This is a genomic window from Mycobacteriales bacterium (assembly GCA_030697205.1).
Taxonomy (GTDB): Bacteria; Actinomycetota; Actinomycetes; order Mycobacteriales; family SCTD01; genus JAUYQP01.
The window spans coordinates 1-15404 of record JAUYQP010000057.1 but is presented as its reverse complement, the minus strand read 5'-3'; the positions used below and the strand labels follow the sequence as shown (position 1 = coordinate 15404).

General features: G+C 72.9%; 17 protein-coding genes. 11 read left to right on the top strand and 6 right to left on the bottom strand.

The window, feature by feature from the left end:
• Position 1: 1 nt before the first annotated feature.
• The 11 genes from Q8R60_18720 to Q8R60_18670 all read left to right on the top strand — a co-directional run bounded on the left by Q8R60_18720 (position 2) and on the right by Q8R60_18670 (position 9088).
• A complete protein-coding gene (locus Q8R60_18720; protein MDP3714503.1) occupies positions 2–898 on the top strand; it encodes an OmpA family protein in 897 nt (298 codons plus the stop codon).
• A 127-nt stretch (positions 899–1025) separates the two neighbouring features.
• Positions 1026–1874 carry a FliM/FliN family flagellar motor switch protein gene (locus tag Q8R60_18715; GenBank protein ID MDP3714502.1) on the top strand — a complete coding sequence of 283 codons (849 nt, stop codon included), beginning with the start codon at positions 1026–1028 and terminating at the stop codon, positions 1872–1874.
• A gap of 1 nt (position 1875) precedes the next feature.
• Positions 1876–2376 (top strand): flagellar motor switch protein FliN, encoded by a 501-nt coding sequence (gene fliN, locus Q8R60_18710; GenBank protein ID MDP3714501.1) that lies wholly within the window; start codon positions 1876–1878, stop codon positions 2374–2376.
• Between the two features lie 3 nt (positions 2377–2379).
• Positions 2380–3018, top strand: a complete 639-nt coding sequence (locus Q8R60_18705) for a flagellar biosynthetic protein FliO (protein MDP3714500.1) — start codon at positions 2380–2382, stop codon at positions 3016–3018.
• Positions 2958–3845, top strand: a complete 888-nt coding sequence (fliP, locus tag Q8R60_18700; protein MDP3714499.1) for a flagellar type III secretion system pore protein FliP — start codon at positions 2958–2960, stop codon at positions 3843–3845. The genes Q8R60_18705 and fliP overlap by 61 nt, the downstream gene beginning before the upstream one ends.
• Positions 3842–4111, top strand: a complete 270-nt coding sequence (locus Q8R60_18695; GenBank protein MDP3714498.1) for a flagellar biosynthetic protein FliQ — start codon at positions 3842–3844, stop codon at positions 4109–4111. Before fliP ends, Q8R60_18695 begins: the two co-directional genes overlap by 4 nt.
• The gene (locus Q8R60_18690) at positions 4111–4890 is read left to right on the top strand and encodes a flagellar biosynthetic protein FliR (protein ID MDP3714497.1); all 780 of its coding nucleotides are present in this window, start codon (positions 4111–4113) and stop codon (positions 4888–4890) included. The genes Q8R60_18695 and Q8R60_18690 overlap by 1 nt, the downstream gene beginning before the upstream one ends.
• The gene (locus tag Q8R60_18685) at positions 4887–5969 is read left to right on the top strand and encodes an EscU/YscU/HrcU family type III secretion system export apparatus switch protein (protein ID MDP3714496.1); all 1083 of its coding nucleotides are present in this window, start codon (positions 4887–4889) and stop codon (positions 5967–5969) included. The genes Q8R60_18690 and Q8R60_18685 overlap by 4 nt, the downstream gene beginning before the upstream one ends.
• Entirely contained in the window at positions 5966–8020 is a 2055-nt protein-coding gene (locus tag Q8R60_18680) for a flagellar biosynthesis protein FlhA (protein ID MDP3714495.1), read from the top strand. Before Q8R60_18685 ends, Q8R60_18680 begins: the two co-directional genes overlap by 4 nt.
• Positions 8007–8879, top strand: coding sequence for a hypothetical protein (locus Q8R60_18675; GenBank protein ID MDP3714494.1), 873 nt, complete (start codon positions 8007–8009; stop codon positions 8877–8879). Before Q8R60_18680 ends, Q8R60_18675 begins: the two co-directional genes overlap by 14 nt.
• The gene (locus tag Q8R60_18670) at positions 8876–9088 is read left to right on the top strand and encodes a hypothetical protein (protein MDP3714493.1); all 213 of its coding nucleotides are present in this window, start codon (positions 8876–8878) and stop codon (positions 9086–9088) included. Before Q8R60_18675 ends, Q8R60_18670 begins: the two co-directional genes overlap by 4 nt.
• Positions 9089–9091: 3 nt before the next feature.
• Here Q8R60_18670 and Q8R60_18665 read toward each other — a convergent pair whose 3' ends face one another.
• The 6 genes from Q8R60_18665 to ettA all read right to left on the bottom strand — a co-directional run bounded on the left by Q8R60_18665 (position 9092) and on the right by ettA (position 15360).
• Positions 9092–11335 (bottom strand): EAL domain-containing protein, encoded by a 2244-nt coding sequence (locus Q8R60_18665; GenBank protein MDP3714492.1) that lies wholly within the window; start codon positions 11333–11335, stop codon positions 9092–9094.
• 82 nt (positions 11336–11417) lie between these two features.
• On the bottom strand, positions 11418–12284 hold the full coding sequence (locus tag Q8R60_18660) for a sigma-70 family RNA polymerase sigma factor (protein ID MDP3714491.1): 867 nt from the start codon (positions 12282–12284) through the stop codon (positions 11418–11420).
• An 80-nt stretch (positions 12285–12364) separates the two neighbouring features.
• On the bottom strand, positions 12365–12637 hold the full coding sequence (gene csrA, locus Q8R60_18655) for a carbon storage regulator CsrA (protein MDP3714490.1): 273 nt from the start codon (positions 12635–12637) through the stop codon (positions 12365–12367).
• 24 nt (positions 12638–12661) lie between these two features.
• Positions 12662–13105, bottom strand: coding sequence for a flagellar assembly protein FliW (locus Q8R60_18650; GenBank protein MDP3714489.1), 444 nt, complete (start codon positions 13103–13105; stop codon positions 12662–12664).
• Between the two features lie 235 nt (positions 13106–13340).
• Positions 13341–13673 carry a VanZ family protein gene (locus Q8R60_18645; GenBank protein ID MDP3714488.1) on the bottom strand — a complete coding sequence of 111 codons (333 nt, stop codon included), beginning with the start codon at positions 13671–13673 and terminating at the stop codon, positions 13341–13343.
• Between the two features lie 4 nt (positions 13674–13677).
• A complete protein-coding gene (gene ettA / locus Q8R60_18640; protein ID MDP3714487.1) occupies positions 13678–15360 on the bottom strand; it encodes an energy-dependent translational throttle protein EttA in 1683 nt (560 codons plus the stop codon).
• Between the last annotated feature and the right edge of the window lie 44 nt (positions 15361–15404).

Below are 15404 nucleotides of genomic sequence, written 5' to 3'. Positions count from 1 at the left end.
GGTGAGGCGCCCCCATCGGCACGAGGACCACGAGGAGCACCCGAGCGAGGCCTGGCTCATCGCCCTGGCCGACATGATGACGCTGCTCATGGTCACGTTCCTGATGATGTTCGCGATCTCGAGCCTGGACCTGAAGAAGTTCCAGACCTTCAAGGAGGCCTTCGCGCAGGGCACCGGGACGGTGCTGCCCCAGCTCCCCGGCGAGGGCGTGCCGACCGAGGGCGACGTCTCCGACGAGCCGCTCGCTCCCGAGGACGGCGACCCGATCCCGGAGGCGTCGGCCTGGGTGCCGAACCCTGGTGGCCCCGAGGAGCCACCTCCCGTCATCGACCGGGAGAAGTTCGACGAGCTCCGCAAGCAGATCAACGAGCGGGTCACGGCCGTGGGTCTCGCCGACAAGGTCGACGTCGCCGCTGATCCGCGCGGACTCGTCCTGTACGTCACCAGCGGGGTGCTCTTCGAGAGCGGCGAGGCGCAGCTCAACCCGAAGGGCGACCAGCTGCTCGGGCAGCTGGGCAAGGTCTTCCGAGGGATCGGCAACAACCTCGTCGTCGAGGGCCACACCGACAGCCGGCCCATCAGCAGCGCGCAGTTCCCCTCCAACTGGGAGCTCTCGACCGCCCGCGCCACCATCGTCCTGCGCTTCCTGCACGACGCCCAGAAGGTCCCCAGCAACCGACTGTCCGCCGCGGGCTACGCCGACACGCGGCCGCGCCGCAAGGGCGCGACCGAGGCGGCCTGGTCGGCGAACCGACGCGTGGAGATCGTCGTCGCGGCCCCGACCACGACACCGAAGGCCGTGAAGGCGGCAACGTCCCCGACGTCCGCGACCTCATCCGCGTCACCCACCCCTGCCCCGACCCCTGAACCCGGCGAGGAGGGGGACGGAGGCCACTGAGCCGTATGCCGACAGCGGCCCGCGCGGGAGCGCACGCAGGGACCACGAGCGCATGGCCCGTGCGGGTGGTCGTGCAGATGGTCCTATCGGGCCCTGGGGATCGGCCCTGGGACGACGATGGATCAGCGTGGCCGCCTCACTGTTCGACTTCCGGGACCCGCTCCCGATGCCGTCGGGCGCGCACCGCCTCGTCGCGGCGATCGCGGACGCCGCGCCGCGGGTGGGCCTGGTCCTCGGGCTCGCCACCGGCCGCTCGGTCGTCATCACCTGCACGGCACCCCGTCGGGCGGCTCTCGTGGAGGTCGCGAGCCCCGGCGCGGTCTGGGCGCCCCTGCTCTGCGGCCTGCCCGACCCGGGTCTGCTGCTCGTCCCGGTCGAGGCGGCCGTGGCCCTCGCCGACCTGCTCATGGGTGGTCCCGGCGAGCCGGAGTCCCGAGCCACGACGGCGCTGGAGCAGGCGCTGCTGCTGCAGCACCTCGTGCCCGCCCTCCGCCCGCTGGCCGAGGCCCTCGCCGACCGTGGCGTGACGACCTTCGAAGCCGGTGCGGTCTCCGACGAGGAGCTGCCGCCCGGCACCGGCGAGGTGCTTGCCCTGCCCCTCGACGTCGTGCTCCCGACCGGTGCCGCGCTGGTCGTCACGGTCTGCCTGCCGGCAAAGTCGCTGCTGCCGAGCGACGCGGCACCGCACCCCGCCGCACCGACCCCCGTAGCGCACGCCGCCCTCGCCGACGTCCCCGTCGACGTCAGCCTGCGCCTGCCGACCACGCGCGTCTCCGCCGACCAGGTCGAGGACCTCGTGCCCGGCGACGTCCTTCGGCTCGAGCCCGGCGCCGAGGGGGCACTGGTCGGCGTGCTCGCCTGCAGCGCCGGTGACCTCACCGTCCTCACCGCGGCCCTCGGCCGGCGTGGCCGCCGCCGGGCCGTCCAGGTCGGCTCGGTCCTCACCGCCACCACCCACACCTCCGGAGGACGCTGACATGTCGCTGCCCGACGACTTCGCCGACGCCTTCGCCGGCGTCCCCGAGTCGCTGCCGCAGGCTGCGACCGTGACGGCCACGCTCGACGAGCCCGTCACCGACGTCACGACCGCGAGCGACCCCGTCACGGCGACCACCGCCGTGGTCGCGGGCATCCCGGCACCGCGCAGCGGCCCGGTCATGGGGCCGACCGCGACGGACCTGCCCGACCTCGAGCGACCCGACCTCCCCGACCTCGGGGAAGGCCTGCCCTCCACCGGTGACGCCCGTGACCTCCGCCTGCTGGCCGAGGTGCAGGTCGAGCTCGCCGTCGAGCTGGGCCGCGTGAAGCTGCCGCTGCGCGACCTGCTCTCACTCGGACCGGGTGCCGTGCTCGAGCTCGACCGCGCGGCCGACGCTCCCGTCGACGTCCTCGTCAACGGCTGCCTCGTCGCCCGCGGCGAGGTGGTCGTCATCGACGGCCAGTTCGGTGTCCGCGTCACCGCCGTCGTGGAGCGCTAGCCGGTGGACGTCGTCGGTGCGCTCGCGCGTGTGCTGCTCGTCTTCGGGCTGCTCGCCGTCGTCCTGGTCGTGCTCAAGCGCACCGGGGGCGTGGGGGCGAAGCGGGCCGGCGCGATGCAGGTCGTGGCCTCGGCCCGGCTGGCCAAGGGCGCCGCTCTCACCGTCGTGCGACTGGACGGACGCGAGTACGTCCTCGGAGTCACCGAGCACACGGTCACCCTGCTGCAGGACCAGACCGGCGAGCGGGTCGAGCCGGTGACGCTCCCCGTCGCAGCCACAGCGCCCGCCACCGGTGCGACCCCCGCCTCCCCAGCCACGCCACCGGCACCACCGACGCTGCCGGCCTTCCTCAAGAACCTCTGGGCCTCGCGCGGTGGCCGGGTCCTCGACGCCACCGAGCTGTCGAAGGCGGCCGTCACGGCCGCGCTCGCCCATGCGACCGGCCGACCCACCCCCGTCGTACCCCTGGCAGTGCCCCCCCGGACGGCCCCCGCCGTCCCCGTCGCGGACGGAACCGCGACGCCCGACCTCCCGCGGCCCCGCACCGCGCGCACGGACGCCCTGCTCGACGAGGAGCACCCGTGGTCACGCGCGTGCGCGCCCGCCTTCCGCGCTGCGGAGAGGGCGTCCGCCGTGCGCTGACCCTGGTCGCGCTCGTCGCCGGGCTGCTCGTCACGGGTGCGACCGCCGCGTCGGCCGTGTCCATCGAGCCGGTCCGCCCGGTCGCGACCGTGGCGCCCGTGGCGCCCGTCGCCCCCGCCGTCCCCGGTGCCACGGCGACCCCCAGGCCGGGTACGACGGGCACCCCCGGTGTGCCGGACCTGCGCGATGTGGGCGACGGCGGGACGACCAACCCGGTCACCCTCGTCCTGCTGCTCGGCTCGCTGTCCCTGCTACCCGGCCTGCTGATCATGATCACGGCGTTCACCCGCATCGTCATCGTGCTGGGCTTCACCCGCTCCGCCCTCGGCACCCAGGGCGTCCCGCCCAACCAGGTGCTCATCGGGCTGGCGCTGTTCCTCACCTTTTTCGTGATGGGGCCGGTGCTGTCGGAGGCCAACGACAACGCGCTGCAGCCCTACCTCGACGGGACGATCTCGCAGTCGGTGGCGTTCGAGCGCGGCATGGAGCCGTTCCGCGAGTTCATGCTGGAGCAGGTCCGCGAGAAGGACCTCGAGATGTTCGTCGAGCTGTCCCGCGCGGAGCGGCCCGCGACCCCCGAGGACGTCGCCACGACGACGCTCATCCCGGCGTACGTCATCGGCGAGCTGCGGGCGGCGTTCCTCATCGGCTTCGTCATCTTCGTGCCGTTCATCGTGCTCGACCTCGTCATCAGCGCCGCGCTGTCGGCGATGGGCATGGCGATGCTGCCGCCGTCGCTCATCTCGCTGCCCTTCAAGCTGCTGCTGTTCGTGGCGGTCGACGGCTGGTACCTCATCACCTCGTCGCTGGTCAGGAGCTTCGGATGACCGAGTCCGACATCGTCAACATCGCCGGCCAGGCGCTGCTGCTGGCCGCCAAGCTCTCCGGCCCGCTGCTCATCGTGGCCCTCGTCATCGGCGTCGTGGTGAGCCTCCTGCAGGCGGTCTTCCAGGTGCAGGACCAGACGCTGTCGATGGTGCCCAAGCTCGCCATCGGTGGCGCGGTGCTTGCCGTGACCGGCGGCTGGATGCTGCGCATCACGGTCGACTTCACCGCCGAGCTGTGGTCACGGATCCCGGAGCTGGTGGGCTAGTGCCCGAGGAGCTCAGCGCCCTGCTGCCGGGCACGGCCACGCTGTCGGCGTTCCTGCTCGTCCTGACCAGGACCACCGCCTGGGTCGTCACCGCCCCTGTCATCTCGGCGCGCGGCGTCGCCTCACCGGGTCGGCTGGCAGTCGGTGTCGCGCTGGCGCTGTTCCTCACCCCGCTCGTCCCCGTCGGCACGATCCCGACCGACCTCCCCGGCTTCGCCACCCTGGTCCTCGCCCAGGCCGGGATCGGCCTGCTGCTCGGCTTCCTCACCGGGCTGCTCTTCAGCGCCTTCGAGGTCGCCGGCACCCTGATCGACCTCGCCGGTGGCTTCTCGTTCTCCTCGCTCGTCGACCCCCTGACCGGCCAGCCCGCGGCGGCGTTCTCCCGGCTGTTCTCGCTCTGCTTCGGTGCCGTGCTGTTCGCCACCGAGGGCTACCGCGTCATCATCGGCGGCTTCGTCGCGTCGTTCCGGGTGATGCCCCTCGACGAGCTGCCGGCGCTGTCGGAGGCGAGCGCCGGGGTGGTGGGGCACGCCGCGACCACGGTCGTGGGGGCCGCGCTGATGGTGGCCGCCCCCCTGCTCGGCGTGCTCTTCCTCACCGACGTCGCCCTGGCGCTCGCTGCGCGCTTCGTGCCACAGGCCAACACGCTGTCGGTCGCCCTGCCCGTCAAGACCCTCATCGCCCTCACCGCGGGCGGCGCCACCCTCGCCCTCCTGCCCGGTCACGCGGCGGCGCTCATCGAGCCCGCGCTGCGGCTGCCCTCCGAGGTGCTGGTGTGAGCGGTGAGAAGACCGAGAAGGCCACCCCCAAGAAGAAGCAGGACCTGCGCAAGAAGGGCTCCGCGGCCCGCTCGGTCGACCTGCCCTCCGGTGTCTCGCTCGTCGCCCTCGTGCTCGTGATGCCGATGCTCGTCGGGTCGCTCACCGGCGTCGTCGAGGAGCACATGGCGCTGCTGCTGGGTCGCGCCGACGTGGAGAGCCTCGCCCAGGCGCGCGAGCTCACCGCGGGTCTGCTGGTCGACAGCGTCAAGGCGATCGCGCTGCCGGTCGCACTGGTCGGCGCGGCCGCCCTCGCCTCGGGTTCGCTCGTCACCCGCTCAGCACCCAACCCGCACGCGCTCAAGCCGAGCTGGGACCGCATGTCGCCGGCCAAGACCGCCAAGCGGATGGTGTCGCAGCACTCCCTGGTCGAGCTGCTGCGCAACACCGTCAAGCTCGCGCTGCTCGCACTGGTCACCTACGGCGCCTGGCAGGACGGCTACGCGAAGCTGATCGCCTCGGGCGGCGGCCTGGAGTCGCTGCGCAGCATCGTCGGCGACGCGACGACCGGGATGCTCTGGCGGATGGCGCTGCTCGCCGTCGTCGTCGGCCTCGCCGACGCGGCCTGGCAGCGCCACAGCTTCAACAAGCAGTCCCGCATGAGCCACCAGGACATCCAGGACGAGCACAAGCAGCAGGAGGGCAACCCGCAGGCCAAGGGCGCGATGCGCTCCCGCCAGCTGGCGATGGCGCGCAGCCGGATGGTGCAGGCCGTCCCCCGCGCCGACGTCGTGCTGGCCAACCCGACCCACCTCGTGGTGGCGCTGCAGTACGTCCCTGGCTCGGCGGCCCCCGTCGTCGTCGCCCGGGGTGCCGGCGTGGTCGCCGACCGCATCAAGGCGATCGCCGTCGAGCACGGCGTCCCCGTGCTGGCCGACAAGCCGCTGGCCCGCGCGCTCTACCGGGCCACGGAGGTCGGCGACACCATCCCCATCGAGCTGTTCCGGGCGGTGGCGGAGGTCCTCGCCGTCGTCTACGCCGCGCGCCGCCGCGGCACCCGACCGACCTGGCACCCGACCCGCACGGAGGTGGCCGCATGACCAGCCCGACGAAGGCACGAGGCGGTCGGGGAGCGGCCGTCGGCGTACCCCTGATCGTGGTGAGCGTCGTCATCATGATGGTGGTGCCGCTGCCGCCGCTGCTGCTCGACATGCTGCTGGCCACCAACCTCGCGGTCGCCGTCGTCATCCTGCTCACCGCCATCACCGCCGAGCGCGCGCTGGACTTCAGCGTCTTCCCCGCCCTGCTGCTCGTCACGACGCTGATGCGGCTCGCGCTCAACATCTCGACGACGAGGCTCATCCTCACCGAGGGCGAGGCGGGCAAGGTCGTGCACGCCTTCGGCTCCGTCGTCGTCGGCGGCAGCCTCGTGGTCGGTCTCGTGATCTTCCTGATCCTCGTCATCATCCAGTTCGTCGTCATCACCAACGGCGCCGGTCGCGTCGCCGAGGTGGCCGCCCGCTTCACCCTCGACGCGATGCCCGGCAAGCAGATGGCCATCGACGCCGACCTCAACTCCGGGCTCATCGACGACGCGCAGGCCCGGCAACGGCGCCTCGACGTCTCCCGCGAGGCCGACTTCTACGGCTCGATGGACGGTGCCTCGAAGTTCGTGAAGGGCGACGCGATCGCGGCGATCGTCATCGTGACGGTCAACCTGCTCGGCGGCTTCGCGATCGGGGTGCTGCAGCACGGGATGACGCTGTCCGAGGCGATCGGCACCTACGCCCTGCTCTCGGTCGGCGACGGACTCGTCTCGCAGGTGCCCGCACTGCTCATCTCGGTGGCCAGCGGCATCGTCGTCACCCGGGTGCAGAGCGACCACGATGGGGGCCTCGGCTCCGACCTCGTCACGCAGCTGCTGCGGTCGTCGCTGGCGCTGCGCGTCGGTGCGGTCGCGGTCGCAGCCCTCGGCCTGATGCCCCAGATGCCCAAGCTGCCCTTCCTCGCCCTGGCCGGGCTGCTCCTCCTGCTCGCCGCACGCAACCCCTCTCCCACCGAGGACCCTGCGGTCGCCGAGCCGGCGGCGGAGAGCGAGCAGACCGAGGTGGTGCTCGAGCAGGTCCGGGTCGAGCCGCTCGAGCTCGAGCTGGCCCCCGACCTGCTCGACCTGCTCGACCCGAGCCGCGGCGGCAGCCTGATGGACCGGGTGCGGGCCCTGCGCAAGCGGATCGCGACCGACCTCGGCCTGGTCGTGCCGCCGGTCCGCACCCGCGACGCCATGGGGCTGCCCGCCTCCACCTACGTCGTCAAGGTGCACGGCGTCGAGACCGCCCGCGGCGAGGCGCCGCCCGGGCACTCCATGGTGCTGGGCGACGACGCCCGGGGCCTGCCGGGACGCGCCACCGTCGACCCGGTGTTCGGCCTGCCCGCGACGTGGGTGCAGGACGAGCTGGCCCAGGTGCTGGCCGCCGAGGGGGCCACGGTCATCGACCGCGCCTCGGTCATCGTCACGCACCTGTCGGAGGTGGTCCGCAGCTGCGCCGCCGACCTGCTGACCCGGCAGGACGTGCAGGTCCTCGTCGACGCGGTGAAGACGATCTCGCCGGTCGTCGCGGCCGAGGTCGGCACCGAGTCGCTGTCGCTGGCCGAGGTGCAGCGGGTCCTGCGCGAGCTGCTCGCCGAGGGTGTCCCGGTCCGCGACCTGACCCGCATCCTCGAGGCCGTCACGGCCCGCTCCCGCGAGACCCGCAGCCCCGAGGCCCTCGTGGAGGCGGCTCGTGGCGTGCTCGGTCCGACGATCTCCGCAGGGGCGTCGGTCGGCGGCAGGCTCGCCGCGCTGACCCTCGACCCGCTGCTCGAGCAGTCACTGCTCGAGTCGGCCCGGGGAGGCGACAGCGGCAGCTGGCTCGCCCTCGACCCGATCCGCATGGAGCAGCTCGTCCAGGGCATCGGTGACGCCGTCAGCACCGCGGAGGCGTCGGGGCACCGACCGGCTGTGGTGTGCGCCGCGCAGCTGCGCCCCGCCGTACGCCGGATGGTCGCCGCTGGACGTCCTGACCTTCCCGTGCTCGCCTACAGCGAGCTGTCCCGCTCGCTCACCGTCGACCCCGTGGGGGTGATCCACCTTGCCCAGCGTGCCGCAGCCTGATGTGACCGATGGACCGGTGACCGGCGACCCGGTCACGCCCGTGGTCGAGGGCGAGCTCGGGGAGGTCGTCGAGGTCTTCACCGGCGAGTCACTCGAGGAGGCCATGGCCACCGCGGTGGCAGCGCTCGGACCCGACTTGCAGGTACGCCGGGCCCGCAAGGTCCGCTCCGGGGTCCGCGGCCTCATGGGCAAGGACCGCTACGAGGTGCTCGCCGTGCCTGCCGGGGGCGGGCGCCCTTCGGCCGAAGCGGTGACCGCAGCCCTCGAGGGGCTGCTCGAGCGGGCGGAGAGCGAGGAGGCCGGGGGCGCACCGCTCCCCCCAGCTCCAGCCACCGTCCCGGCCCCCGTTCCGACCCCAGCCCCCGCACCCGCCCTGCGCCGCTCGACCCCTGTTGCCGCACCCCGGCGGGAGCCCGATCTCGCCGAGCGCGCGCCGCACCCCGAACCCGCTGTCGCCGAGCACCGCGCACCCGCCGTCGCCGAGCACAGCGCACCCGCCCTCGGGCACCAGACCGGCGCGGAGCCACCGCCGGTCACGGGCGGCTGGTCCCGCCGCCGCCTGCTGACGGTCGGTGTCCCCGCCGCCGTCGTGGACGCCCTGCCAGCCGTCGACCCCACCGACGACCTGGGCTGGCTCGTGGCCGTCACCACGGCTGTCTCCGCGACGGTGCCGGAGCCCGCGAGCGCCGATGCCGAGCATCCCGCGGTGATGGACGGCCACGGGACCGCAGGTGCCCTCGCCCTGCTTGACGCAGGCGTGCGCGGCACCACACCCGGCAGCCTGACCCACGGCGGCCGCACGGTCGCGGCCACCGCGCTGGAGCTGGCACTGGCCATCCGCGCGGCGGTGCTGTCGTGATCGGGCCGCTGCGACTGCGCTCGCCCTGGCTCGCCGCGCTCGGCCTGCTGGCCGTCGTCGTGGTGTCGCTGGGCCTGGTCCGCGGGACGCTGGGTGTCGGTGACGCCGCGCTGCGGCTCGGGGCTGCCGTGCTCGCCCTGGTGGCCGTCGAGCGGCTGGTGCTGCCGCTGGCGGCGCTGCTCGTCGGCCAGCGCCGCACCGACCCCTAGCTACTAGGCCGGCCGCAGGTCGAGCGCGCCGGCCGCGACCTCCGAGCGCGGTTGCGGCACCGCGTCGGGAGCGGCCGAGAGCGAGCGGGCGCGACCGAACAGGAAGCCCTGACCGAGGTGCACACCGAGATCGGCCAGAGCCCGTGCCTGCTCGGCGGTCTCGATGCCCTCGCCCACGACGGTGAGACCGAGCACCCTGGACAGCTCCACGACGCTGCGCACGATCGTGGCCGTGACCAGGTCGTCGGTGATGCTCTGGACGAAGACCTTGTCGATCTTCACGACGTCGGCGGGCAGCCGCTGCAGGTAGGCCAGCCCGGCGTAGCCCGTGCCGAAGTCGTCGATCCCGACGTGCACGCCCTCCGCCCTCAGCAGCTGCAGGCCGCGGACCTGGTGGTCGTCGGCGACGAGTCGGTCCTCGGTGATCTCGATCCACAGCCGCTGGGGGTCGAGACCGTGACGGCGCAGTGCACTGGTGATGAGGTGCCCGAAGTCAGGTCGGCTGAGCTGGCTCGCCGGGACGTTCAGCGAGACGAAGGGATGCACCCCACCGACCGCGTGCCACCCGGCCGCGTCGGCGCAGGCCCGCTCCAGGACCCAGTGCGCGACACCGTCCTCGGCATCGCTGTCCTCGAGCGCCGCGAGGAAGGCAGCCGGCGACAGCACGCCCCGGTGCGGGTGCTCCCAGCGCAGCAGCGCCTCGTGGCCGAGCACCTCGCCGGTGCCCAGCGCCACGATGGGCTGGTAGTGCAGCCGGAACTCCTGCCGGGCAAGGGCTCCCGACAGCTCGGAGCGCAGCGCCAGCTGGGCGCTCGCCTCGGCGCGCAGCTGGTCGTCGTACACCGCCCATCCCCCGCGACCGCGCTCCTTGGCGCGGTAGAGAGCGGCGTCGGCATGGGCGAGCAGGGTCGATGCCTCGCTGCCGGGCAGGCCCACGGCGATGCCGATCGAGACCGACGGGGTCAGGGTGCGCCCGTGGACGACGACAGGGGCCTTGACGGCCGAGCGGAGCCGGTCGGCGATGCCGATGGCGTCACAGATCCCCGACAGCCCCTGGAGCACGAGCACGAACTCGTCTCCGCTGAGACGACCGACGAGGTGCTGATCCCCGGCGGTCTCGACCAGCTGCCGTGCGACGTGCACGAGCAGCTGGTCCCCCGCGGCATGACCCAGCGAGTCGTTGACCAGCTTGAAGTGGTCCACGTCGGCGAACAGCACCGCCACCGTGCCCGCGCCCTCCAGTGCGGCGACGAGCCCGCGCAGCAGGACCGCGCGACCCGGGAGACCGGTGAGCTCGTCGTGCTCGGCACGGAAGCGCAGCGCCTCCTCGGCGGCCCGCCGCTCGGTGACGTCCTCCACATGGGCGAGGACCCGGTGGGTGCCGTCCGGCTCGGTGAGCCTGGCGAGGCTGACCCGGCCCCAGACGGTCGCCCCGTCGGACCGGACGTGGCGCAGCTCCACACGGTCGGCCCGCTCACCCGCGCGCACGCGCGCCGACAGCACCGCGTTGCGGGCGGCATCGGCGGGGTGGATGAGCGGCGCGATGCGGCGGCCGAGCAGCTGGGCCGGCCGCAGCCCGACGAAGTCGCAGAAGGCCGCGTTGACCTCGCAGAAGCGGGCATCGTCGTCGAACAGCGCCATGCCGACGGGGGTGTCGCGCACGACGCTGCGGAAGGCCGCCTCGCGACTGGTCAGCCGGTGGGTCAGCCGAGCGTGCTCGACCGCCGCGGCGGTGTGCACGGCGAAGAGCTCGATGAGGTCACAGCGGGCCGACGTAGGGCGCAGCCCGTCTGCGGGCAGGTCGACCGAGAGGACCCCGAGCAGCCGTCCGCGGCTGTCGCGGAGCAGCGCGAACAACGCGTCGAGGGGGCGCCAGGCGTCCGGGTGGTCCAGCGGCTCGAAGACCGGCACCCACACGTCGGCGAGCTCATCGAGGACGGTGCGCTCCTCCTCATGGACCATCCGCAGAAGTCCGCGCGGGCGGGTCTGGGCGAGGACCGCGTCCCACTCCTCCTCGGTCCTGAGCGTGCCGAGCAGGGTGGCCTCGACGTCCGGAGGTCCGGAGGCCGCGACCACGCGGAAGCCGTCGACCTCCCGCACGCTCAGGACTGCGGCGCCGAACCCCAGGCTCTCCGTGACGGCTTGGACGACCGCGTCGAAGACCTGCTGCAGCTCGACCCCACCGCGGGTGCGGCGCTGGAGGTCGAGCAGCACCGCGACCGCGTCCTCGTGCTCGGACCTCGACACCACACGGCTTCCTACCTCGACGGGCGGATCCGCAGGGCGCGAACCCGTAAAGACCGTCCTTTCGAGCCAGACCGCCTCGCCGTCAGACGGCCTGCTCCAGTGAGTCGGCCGCCTGGCGCGGCGCCGGCACGCGTGACAGCCGAGCCGCGTACGACGAGCGCGAGGCGAGCGAGGCCGCGTAGGCCGCGGCCCGGTAGGCGGCCCGACCGTCCTGGAGCGGCGGCTCGACCGTCTGCTCCGCGTACTGCGCCTCGATGCCGGAGCGCATGAGCCCGAGGGCCTCCGTGCGCATCTGGGAGACCCGGGACTCGGTGACGCCCAACCGGGCGGCGAGGTCGGCAGAGGTCTCGCCCTCGAGGAAGTAGCCGACGACGACGTCACGCAGCCGGTCGGGCAGGCAGGCGAGGGCGTCACGGACGTAGGTGGCCCGCTCGCGCTCCTCGAGGACCGCCACCGGCTCCAGCATCGTGTCGTCCACGAGACCGGAGGCGAGAGTCAGTGGGTCCCCGTCCTCCTCCCCGCAGGGCGCGTCGAGCGACAGCACGAGCGACCGGTGCACCCGGCCCTGCAGGTGGGAGAGCTCAGCGACGGAGACGCCCACGTGCTCGGCGGTCTCGGAGAGCGTCGGGGTGCGGCCGAGCTTGGCCTCGAGGTCGGTGCGCGCGACCTCGACGTCACGGGCCGCGCTGCGCAGCGTGCGTGGCGCGAAGTCCAGGGCGCGGACCGCGTCGACGATCGCGCCGCGGATCCGCAGCGACGCCCAGCGATCGAAGGGGACGCCCCGCGAGCCGTCGAAGCGGTGCGCCGCCTCGACCAGCCCGAGCGTGGCGGCCTGCGCCAGCTCCTCGCGGTCCGCGTGGCGCGGGTAGTGGGCGGCGACACCGGCGAGGACGTGGCGGACGAGCGGCAGGTGGGACTCGACGAGAGCACGGGCTTCGGCACTGAGCACGGTGGACCTCCACGAACAGGGCATGGCAGAGACACGCGGGGGCGGGGCGCGGCGGGGGGAGGAGGGGGTGGTGGAGCGGGTCAGGCGGCGCGGCGGCGCCGTCCGAAGGACAGGCCCGACGGGGAGCCGGCGGCCGGTGGCGCGGGCGGGGCCATGGGGGCCGCGCCCTCGGTGAGCACCGCAGAGCGGTTGGCATCGGTGAGGGCCGCGAGCAGCTCCTCGCGGTAGACCTGGACGTCGCGGGGGGCGGTGATCCCGAGGCGGATCTGGTCGCCCTTGACCTCCAGCACGGTCACGACGATGTCGTCGCCGATGACGATGCTCTGGTTCTTGCGGCGGGTGAGGACGAGCACGACGGTTCCTTCCGTGGAGGGGGATCAGGCAGCACTGGTGCTGGCGGCGAGCGGGGCGCGGGTGCTGTGGCCGGACTCGGCCAGGACCGCCTGCACGCCCTCGCGGGTCTGCAGGTTGACGACGATCGGACCGAGCAGGTTCGCCGTGGCGTCCTCCGGTCGTGCGCCGAGGGTGACGATGACGAGCAGCAGGCAGTCCTCCGGCCGCTCGAGGTGGACCTTCGCGGCGATGGCGTCGTCGAGGTCCACGACGTAGTCGGGGAAGAAGACGTAGGGCGGCATCACGAGGAAGCGCACCTGCGGGTCATCGAGGTCGACCATCAGCGAGTAGGGGCCCTCGAAGGCCCCCCACCGCACGAGGGCGAAGCGCCGCTCGCCGGGGAACCCCGGGAGCCCGCTCGCGAAGACGAGCTCGGGGACGTCGACGGCGGCTGCGCCCGCGGGGGCGGCCTGGGTCGCGTGAGTCAACCTGTCCTCCGGTCTCGAGAGCCGCGCCTGGCGGCGGTGCGACACCTCACATCTCGTCGGACCAGCCGTCGTTCCACATGGCACGTCGGTGCCATCTCGTGCACGACGGAAAGGCTCACCCGTCTGGGTGACCAGTCGGCGCCCACCGCTGCCGATGTGCCCGACTTGGCGGTCACGCCCCGGATCGCCCGGCCGCAGGGCAGGCGAGCGCTCCGACGCGCAAGGCCCGAGATGACTAGTGCTCTGGACCTCGAGGCACCCGAACGGACCACCAGCCGAGTCCCGCTCCGAGCAGGTCGGCGACGACGTCGAGGGGGTCGCCGGACCGCCCTACCAGCAGCAGCCCCTGCACCAGCTCGGAGACCACGGCGTACGCCGCGACCGCGAGCCACACCGGCAGGCGCCCGCCGCACCGCCAGCGGGCGGTCGCTGCGAGCAGGGCGAACAGCACGACGTGGACGACCTTGTCCGCGCCGGTGAAGCGCGGCGCTCCCCCGGGGTCGGGGGCGAAGAGCACGTAGAGCGAGAGCAGGACCGCGGCGGCGAGCGCGGCGGTGCGGCGGTCCACCCCGCTAGTCGCGGCGGAGCTTGCGGTGCGTGACCCGGTGCGGTCGCGCCGCGTCCTGGCCGAGCCGCTCGATCTTGTTCTTCTCGTAGGACTCGAAGTTGCCCTCGAACCAGTACCACTTCGCGGGGTCGGCCTCGTCGCCCTCCCAGGCGAGGATGTGGGTCGCGACCCGGTCGAGGAACCACCGGTCGTGGGAGATCACGACGGCACAGCCGGGGAACTCCAGCAGGGCGTTCTCCAGCGACCCGAGGGTCTCCACGTCGAGGTCGTTCGTCGGCTCGTCGAGCAGCAGCACGTTGCCGCCCTGCTTCAGCGTGAGCGCCAGGTTGAGGCGGTTGCGCTCACCGCCCGACAGCACCCCGGTGGGCTTCTGCTGGTCCGGGCCCTTGAAGCCGAAGGCCCCGATGTAGGCGCGGCTGGGCATCTCCTGCTGGCCGACCTGGATGTAGTCGAGGCCCTCCGAGACGGTCTCCCAGACCGTCTTCACGGGGTCGAGGCCCATGCGGTTCTGGTCGACGTAGGAGATCTTCACGGTCTCCCCGACGCGGACCTCGCCGGAGTCGGGCTGCTCGAGGCCGACGATCGTCTTGAACAGCGTGGTCTTGCCGACGCCGTTGGGCCCGATGATCCCGACGATGCCGCCGCGCGGCATGGTGAAGGACAGGCCGTCGATGAGGACCCGGTCGTCGAAGCCCTTCTGCAGGTCCTTGGCCTCGATGACGACGCTGCCGAGGCGCGGACCGGCCGGGATCTGGATCTCCTCGAAGTCCAGCTTGCGGGTCTTCTCCGCCTCCGCGGCCATCTCCTCGTAGCGGGCGAGGCGGCTCTTGCTCTTGGTCTGGCGGCCCTTGGCGTTCTGGCGGACCCACTCGAGCTCGTCCTTGAGCCGGCGCTGCAGCTTGGCGTCCTTCTTGCCCTGGACGGCGAGGCGCTCCTGCTTCTTCTCGAGGTAGGTCGAGTAGTTGCCCTCGTAGGGGTAGGCGCGGCCGCGGTCGAGCTCGAGGATCCACTCGGCCACGTTGTCGAGGAAGTAGCGGTCGTGGGTCACGGCCAGGACGGCACCTGCGTAGTTGGCCAGGTGCTTCTCGAGCCACTCGACGGACTCGGCGTCGAGGTGGTTGGTGGGCTCGTCGAGCAGCAGCAGGTCGGGCGCCTCGAGCAGCAGCTTGCACAGCGCGACCCGGCGGCGCTCACCCCCGGAGAGGTGGGTGACCTTCTCGTCCGGCGGGGGGCAGCGCAGCGCGTCCATGGCCTGGTCGATGAGGGAGTCGATCTCCCAGCCGTTCTTGGCCTCGATGACGTCCATCAGCGGGGCCTGCTCGGCCATGATCGCGTCGAAGTCGGCGTCGGGCTCGCCCATCTTCTCGTTGAGCTCGTTGTACTTCGCGAGGACGTCCATCACCTCGCGGACGCCGTCCTCGACGTTCTCCTTGACGGTCTTGGACTCGTCGAGCGGCGGCTCCTGCAGCAGCATGCCGACGGAGTAGCCGGGGGTGAGCCGGGCCTCGCCGTTGGACGGCTGGTCCATCCCGGCCATCATCTTCAGCACGGTCGACTTGCCGGCGCCGTTGGGGCCGACCACGCCGATCTTCGCGCCGGGGTAGAACGACAACGTGACGTCGTCGAGGATGACCTTGTCGCCGACGGCCTTGCGGACCTTCTGCATCGAGTAGATGAACTGCGCCATGCCGTCGAGCCTAGTAGCGCGTCGCGCGGCCGGGTCGGCCGCGC

What these genes read in the sequence shown, in the direction of transcription:
- Q8R60_18695 (MDP3714498.1), top strand. Translation starts at nt 3,842, where the DNA reads ATGACCGAGTCCGACATCGTCAACATCGCCGGCCAGGCGCTGCTGCTG.
- fliN (MDP3714501.1), top strand. Translation starts at nt 1,876, where the DNA reads ATGTCGCTGCCCGACGACTTCGCCGACGCCTTCGCCGGCGTCCCCGAG.
- Q8R60_18680 (MDP3714495.1), top strand. Translation starts at nt 5,966, where the DNA reads ATGACCAGCCCGACGAAGGCACGAGGCGGTCGGGGAGCGGCCGTCGGC.
- ettA (MDP3714487.1), bottom strand. Translation starts at nt 15,360, where the DNA reads ATGGCGCAGTTCATCTACTCGATGCAGAAGGTCCGCAAGGCCGTCGGC.